5 protein-coding genes are annotated in these 7,242 nt (G+C 42.1%); 3 read left to right on the forward strand and 2 right to left on the reverse strand.

Going from position 1 to position 7,242, the window contains the following annotated elements:
* The first annotated feature begins 76 nt into the window (after nucleotides 1–76).
* A complete protein-coding gene (locus QUF07_RS12630) occupies nucleotides 77–1,261 on the forward strand; it encodes a S8/S53 family peptidase (RefSeq protein WP_353960968.1) in 1,185 nt (394 codons plus the stop codon).
* A gap of 594 nt (nucleotides 1,262–1,855) precedes the next feature.
* Here QUF07_RS12630 and QUF07_RS12635 read toward each other — a convergent pair.
* Complete coding sequence (locus QUF07_RS12635) at nucleotides 1,856–2,077, reverse strand: P8 family protein (protein ID WP_008855235.1); 222 nt, start codon at nucleotides 2,075–2,077, stop codon at nucleotides 1,856–1,858.
* A gap of 86 nt (nucleotides 2,078–2,163) precedes the next feature.
* Nucleotides 2,164–2,541: a glycine cleavage system H family protein gene (locus tag QUF07_RS12640; RefSeq protein ID WP_217163538.1), complete on the reverse strand. Its 378-nt coding sequence runs from the start codon at nucleotides 2,539–2,541 to the stop codon at nucleotides 2,164–2,166.
* An 82-nt stretch (nucleotides 2,542–2,623) separates the two neighbouring features.
* Between QUF07_RS12640 and lplA the strand changes: the two genes are divergently transcribed.
* Both lplA and QUF07_RS12650 read left to right on the forward strand, forming a co-directional pair.
* Complete coding sequence (gene lplA, locus QUF07_RS12645) at nucleotides 2,624–3,637, forward strand: lipoate--protein ligase (RefSeq protein WP_217163537.1); 1,014 nt, start codon at nucleotides 2,624–2,626, stop codon at nucleotides 3,635–3,637.
* 244 nt (nucleotides 3,638–3,881) lie between these two features.
* Nucleotides 3,882–7,184, forward strand: coding sequence for a cell envelope integrity TolA family protein (locus QUF07_RS12650; RefSeq protein WP_289427715.1), 3,303 nt, complete (start codon nucleotides 3,882–3,884; stop codon nucleotides 7,182–7,184).
* Nucleotides 7,185–7,242 lie beyond the last annotated feature (58 nt).

Below are 7,242 nucleotides of genomic sequence, written 5' to 3' on the forward strand. Positions count from 1 at the left end.
CTCGACTGGCAAACACCGTATCAGGTTATGCTGACAAATTTGTCCAAAAATTCGGATTAAATTTGCAATCTACCATTTGACCACTTATTGGCAACAATGTGGGGTTAACGACGACGTGAGCCGGATCCATCGAATTTATACCGTTGGCACCAAGGCTGATGCGCAAAAATCACTGAATGAAATGCTCAATAGTGTTCAGACTGAAGCAACTGTCGATGTTCAATCAGCCTCATCTGTTGCCCCACAGGCGGATATTGATTTTTACGTTGGCGATACGACCGGCACTAGAACATCAGACGCCGGGGCCTACTATACGTCGTTTATGACAGCGATCTCTGGTAATCAAGATAAACAAATTTCAACCAGCTTTGCACCAGACGAGGAGAATGCAGCTGATTGGAGTGATCCAAGTACATCGGTTCAACAGTACAGTAATGCCTTTAATCTGATGCTTGAACAGGCTGCAGCCCAAGGAATTACCGTCTTCAAATCTAGTGGTGACTTTGGCCGGACTGACCAGCCGGGACCAAAGGAAATTCATTCGATGTCGACTTCACCATACTTAGTGATGGTTGGCGGCACAACGCTACCTTACCAGAAAGTTATCGATAATAAATTGATCAGCATTCCAACTGAACGAGCTTGGGGAAATGCTGAAGCTACTAGTGCAAGCGACACTAAATATGGGATCTTTGGCGCTAGCGGCGGCGGCTTTTCTGCTGTGAACCCGACCCCACGATATCAGCAGGGAATTTCCGGCGTTAATACTTATCGAGCGGTTACTTATTTGACCTATGATAAAAAACAGCATAAGTTTGTGATCACGAAGCATCCTCGGGTCATTACGGGGATTGGTAATTCAAGGAATCTCCCTGATGTTTCTGGTAACGCCGACATTCAAACCGGGTATGCCACTTACGTTTCTGGAACGGTGATTTCGGTCAAGGGAACTGGTAAACATCGAAAGGTGATTCGGACACCATCAAAGCAATGGTCAGTGAGTGGCGGAACGAGTTATACGTCACCACAAATGGCTGGGGCCAATGCGGTCATGAATAGTGGTCGTCAGACACCGGTTGGTTTTTGGAACCCACAAATTTATCAGTTTGCGCAACAAACTGACAGCCCATTCACCGTGCTTGACGGAACGGAAAACAATAATTTGTATTATACGGGCCAGCCAGGAATGTTGTATAATCAGGCAACTGGATTAGGGACGATTAATTTTGAGAAGTTGAATGAGAAGTTTGATAGTGAGTGACGAGCAACAGTTGCATCGGAGCGGTCCTAATAATAAAAGTAACATCAACGGTACTTGAGTTTAGAGTTTAAAAAGCAGCGCCATCATTCGTAGTTGCGGAATGGTTGCGCTGCTTGTTTGGAATGTAAGCCCTAGTCCAATATGGTTTGTAGGTTGGACCCTTTGCCGGCAGTAATTAGAGCAATTGAATGGGCTGTGGAATTAGGGAAATTTATGTTGGCTTTTTATTGTTTGAGTTGCCCTGGTTACTTTGGTGGTGTTCTATTTATACGTAGATTAGGATTACTTCACAAAGTAGGAAGCTCAGGGGTAAGCACTGCAAGCATAAGCTCCAAGCCAGGGGAGCTTATGTGTGGTAACTTTATGTTTCTCTAAGTGCTTTAGTGGTATTAGTTGGTGGTTGTTCTCCGTTATATAGATTAGGATCGCTCCGCTCACTCTGTTTTTGGCGGCCGAGTGGAAACGTGCTTCACAAAGCAGAAGCTTGCACCTAAGCCTTCTAACCGCTTTGCTCCGCACTCTGGACGCCTTCGCAGCTCTACCAAAAAGATCTTTACGCAAAATGCGTAAAGATCTTTTTGGTAGAGCCGAAGGCTACTTTTTGAGTAACTTTTCAGCATCAGCTGTAATGTCGTCAGTCGACATATTCATGTATGGCTCCATGTCTTTTTCAGTCTTCATGGTGTCATGATCATTTTTTTCCATGTAATAATCCCATAAAGCATCTCGTACTGGAAGTTTACTATCGCTCCAATCGAAAGCCTCATTCATTTTTTTGTTCAATAATGGGGATTCTGCACCGGGTTCTTCTGCCATAAGTAACTACCTCCTTTGTTGTTCTATAACCATTATAGTTCAAATTTTAATTTTGGCGCAAAAATTGTTTCAAAAATGTAAATGATTTACTTTGCTGGTTCAATTTTCATGATCCAGTTGACCTTTGGATCTGGCGTGTTCAGACGGTCAATGTCCTCGCCAATTGTGGTGTTACGGGCGACTACCCTACCTGATACCGGTGATTTGAGCGTTTCCACCGACTTATCACCTTCGATGTCCAAAAGGTCGTCATCGGTTTCGATAATTTTTAAGTGGGTTGGGAAATCCGCAAAGGTGATCTTGCCGATTTGTTGGTAGACTGATTTGTCGATTCCCAGCAGGTAGTCGCCGTTTTCGGTTTTCGCATACCAGACCCCATCCTTGACCTTTGCATCACTTAACTTTGGTGCCTGGCGATGAGTAAATAAGTTTAAAAATTTCTGCCAAATTGAAATTGATTTCATAATAATCCGCCTCGGTATTGTTTAACTAAATTATAACGTATAATGAGGAATATACGTAGGATTCTGCAGGAGGGATAGCCTGATGTATTTAATCGATATTTCTAGAAATGGGCAACCCAGTTACGATGCCCGGGTCAATCAGTCGCTGGACAACTATTTTGTGAATGACCTCAAGCTGCCGGGACGCGGGTTCATGTTTTACGTTAACCAGCCGTCGGTCATCATTGGCCGCAATCAAAATGTTTGGGCGGAGGTCGATATTGGCTACCTGCATGAGCACAATATCCAGCTGGTTAGGCGGACGTCCGGCGGTGGCGCGGTCTATCACGACATGGGCAACTTTATCTTTGAAAATATCTTGACGGATAACGTTGACGACTTTGGCGACTACGGTCACTTTGCCGAACCGGTATTGAAAGCGTTGCGTAAGCTCGGAATTGATGTTCAGATGAAGGCAAACAGCAGCGATCTCATTTTGGATGGCAAAAAATGGTCGGGAATGACCATGTTCAAGAGCGGTTCTGGCTTGGCGGCTGGCGGCACGATTATGTATGATTTGAATATTGAAAATGCTAAGCAGGTATTGGCAGAGAATCAGTTGGAAAGCCAAAAGGGATTGGGAGTCCGCTCTAAACGGAGCCCGATCGTTAATTTGAAAGATTATTTGCCGACGGGGATGACGATGGCTGACTTCCGCGAGTATCTGTTGAAGGAACTCTTTTCGGTGAAATCCCTGGATGAGATTGAAACTTATCATATGACCGCCGCCGATTGGCAGAAGGTTGATGAGCACCTTGCGGAGACGTATGGGACGGATGCTTGGAATTACGGGCACAATCCTGGTTACTATGACTATGCGGACACGGAACTGGCAGCTGGCAAGCTGGGGATGAATTGGACGGTTGAGGATGGGAAGGTTGTTCACCTCAAATTCAATCCATTTTTCAAAGCCGATGGGGATCTTAAATCAATTGAAACTGGATTAATTGGTAAAAAGCCAAGTAATTGGACTATTAGTCGGCTGGTAAAAAGAGCAAAGCTAAAAAATGTCGATAATAATTTGCTTATTGAATTTATTGGAAACAGTCTAAACTAAAAATAGATAAACACTAGAAACGAATTATGCCATTCATTATTTGGATGGCGTTTTTTATTGCCTAAATGGACAGTCGATAAGCCCCCTCATCAACACCATCATTACGCATCATGAATGGATTTAAGGGTGTTCGATTAGCAAATATGAAAGTTCATAATTTCTTTCAAAAATAGCCAAACTTTCCTGATAATCTTATTGCATAGATAAGATGAGGGTAATTATAGCGAATGACGGAGGAAAAATTATGAAATTACTCAAGAAGGGATTCATCGTGCAATTTGTTGGGGTGCTCACCCTGGTGTTCGGTAACTTCTATACGGCCGGTGCCGCCGTGGCCGATGTAGTTGCGACCGATGAAATTGCAGTTAAAAACGCCAAGCTGATCGATGACAAACGGCAGCTGGTGACCAATGCCAAGGTTGGCGATAAAGCGAAGTTAGCCTTTGACACAACCGTGGGTTCTTTGTCGCAGTCTGGCAAGGTTAAGTTTGCCTATGACAGGGATACTTTGAAAATCAAGAAGGATAAGTACAAGTTTAAAAATGGCAGCACCAAGGTTGTCGTTGATATTGATGGCAAAGACTCAACCATTGAATGGCAACACGCAATCGACAAGACTGATCTTGAAGTGGTTTTGCCGGTTAAATTTAACCAGCCGGTCGATCATCGAGAGTTGGTGGTGACGATTGACGAGAAGAAAGTGAAGTTGCCAACGTTGACAGTGGTGGATAAGAGTGCCAAGAAGGCGAAGGAAGCCACTGCGCCTAATCAGGATAAAGCTGATGGTAACTTGCAGGACGATAATTTATTGAATAAGGTGCTGCAAGAAGCGCAACAGGATGAGGCGGCGAGTGATCAGGTAGAAGCTGCTAAAGAAGATGGAGCCGCAGAACAAAAGGAAACAACCGAACAATCAGTTCAACCAGAACCGAAGAAGGAAAATGAAATTGATGAGAATTCTTCGCAGGCGGATGTGATTGAGGAACCGAAGCAATCAGATACTGATAAGGCGAAAGAATTTTTGAAAGAAAAACGAGAGGCGGATCAGAAGGCGGCGAAGGAGAAGAGTCGAGAGGCAATTGAGAACTTAAAGAAAACCGCCGAAAAGGACGCTCAGAATCCCCAAGGAACTAATCAAAATGGTAGTAGCATCCAAAATGGCTCCGGTAACAACAAGGAAATCCAAACTCTGCGAGATTCCTCGTTATCAAGCGTGGACGTTGCTAAAAAGGTGTTAGCGAGGACGGATGATGCTGATGGGGCGAGTGGAGAGTCGCTAAGATCAACATTCCCGGTTAACGGTGTGTTTCGTAGCGGAACCCGACGAGGAGATCTCGGGAAACTAAAGTACTTTTTTGACATGATTCAATTAACGGATGATAAGGGCAATAAACAGTTTATTGATGGAACCCTCAATGATAATGTTTCTATTCCAGCAGATTTTCGAAATAGTAAGGAAATTACAATTAACTGGACTTGGAATACTCAAAGTATTAATGAGCTTAATAATTTAAGCCCAGTAATTCAAAAAGGGGATTACTATACTTTTAACATTGAAGGATTTGAGTATGCCTATAAAAACGGTGACAGCGATGAACAAATAATAAAAACTGATAAGGGTCAGGAAATTGGAAAATTTACTATTTCGAAAACTGATAAGGACTATATTCAAAAGGTTCGAATAGACTTCACCTCAGAAATTAACACCGAAGACAATCGAATCGAATACGGAGCGAGTGCAAAGACAACGTTATCGCAAGAAGAGGGTGAAATTAGTTTTGGTGAGATTGCTGACGAGGAGCATAAAATCACAATTGAAAAGGGGGAACTTGACCTTAAGAAAATTGGGAATTATGAGACATACAAGGATAATGAAGGAAATGAAATTACCGACTACAGTAAGTTACATTGGACGGCAAATTTTACAGCGGATGATGCCCTAGACGAAGTGACTTTACAGGATGAATTTGGCACTGGGTATGATCTCCAAGGTGCAACTTATAAATTTACAATTACCCCAGATGATGGGGATGATGTAATTGTGTCAAGTAGTGATGCTGATCAGTACAAAAGTATTGTTGGAAATGATCCGATTTCTCAAAGGGCCGATTTTAAATTCAAAGCAGCAGAGCTTCTTGATAGTGGCAAGAAAATTAAAGCTATCCAAGTTGACGTAATTGCAAAGATTACTGATTTTGATAAAACTAATGAATATATTAATCAAATTAAAGTATCATACTGGAGAAACGGTGACCAGTCAGGGAGCAGCGGACCTTGGGCACGAGCTAAGGTGGGCAATAATCGCAAGATGCTGAATAAAAAAGCAGAGATTGTTAAAGGGGGCAACGTTAAATATACTGTAAGGTTTACGGTGTCTAATTCAGATGCGGTCGAAGATCTCATAATGAAGGACGAATTGGGATCAGAGTTATTTATGTACGATAAAGATAGTTTCGAGTTAACACCAATAGATCATGATAAAAAGTTTGTGGATTACGCCACGACTCAATTTAATAATAACGGGAAAGATGACCCTGGCGCAGCTGACTTTTCTGCAACATTTAACGAGAATATAAAAAAAGGCGTGACTGAAAGCAATCCAATCACCTATGAATTATCTTACGAAGTTATTCCCAAAGACCCTAGCAAGATCAAAGATGCAGATTACAAAAAGCTGACCAATACAGTTACTTGGAAAGGGACAAGTAAATTCGAATCTGTTGAAGATCCCAAGTTCAATACGAAGACAAGTTCTGGTGCTAACTGGACTGACTTTACTACTGACTGGGAGTTTGAAATTAATAAATTTGATAGGAAAGTTGGATTCCCAATTACGATTACGGAACCTGCTCAAGAAGGAACAAATGATTATCTGGATTTTGAGGAATTTCATAAAATAATTCGGAATAAACCTAATAATATTTCTGATTATATTCAAATATATACTACCGATGGTACGACATATCAGAAACAAGATGTAACGCTTAAAGGGGTGTGGGGCGGTGACAATGAGGGTGTTACCTATAAGTGGAGCAGCAACGGAAAAGATGCATTTTTGATTCAAAAAATGAAGGACAGCAAAGATTTCAAGCTGACCATTCTAAACTCACCTACAGTCACAAGTGAACCAGGGGATGAAACCCATCATTTTAAGGTTGAACTGAAGAAAGTGCCAATTAACAAGGAAGCGTTAGCAACGGCTAAAAGTACGGTCTGGAATATTCAAAATTGTGCCGATATAGAATACGACAAAAAAGACAATCAGGGAGAGGTTGATAGGGTGTGTGCCTCCGTTGCACTGCCTGAATTAGTTCGAGAAAACATTTCCAAAGTTGGAAAACTATCAAGTGATTTCAGTGTCCCGACTAGTAGTCGTAAAATCCACTGGACTTCCAGCTTTAACTTCAAAGATCATTTAGGCACTGCTAACAGTTTCATGATTACTGATGATTTCGGCAAAGGTGATTTAGTAACTGCCTACGACGGTGATGAACCCACATCCCATCCCAAACAATTGCAAAGTATTAGTTACCTGAATTATTCATAGTTCATTAAAAGCCCGTCAGTTTTCGTGTTTTTTCGAAAACTGACGGGTATGTTTTTAT

Source organism: Lentilactobacillus sp. TOM.63 (assembly GCF_030361045.1).
Taxonomy (GTDB): Bacteria; Bacillota; Bacilli; order Lactobacillales; family Lactobacillaceae; genus Lentilactobacillus; species Lentilactobacillus dabitei.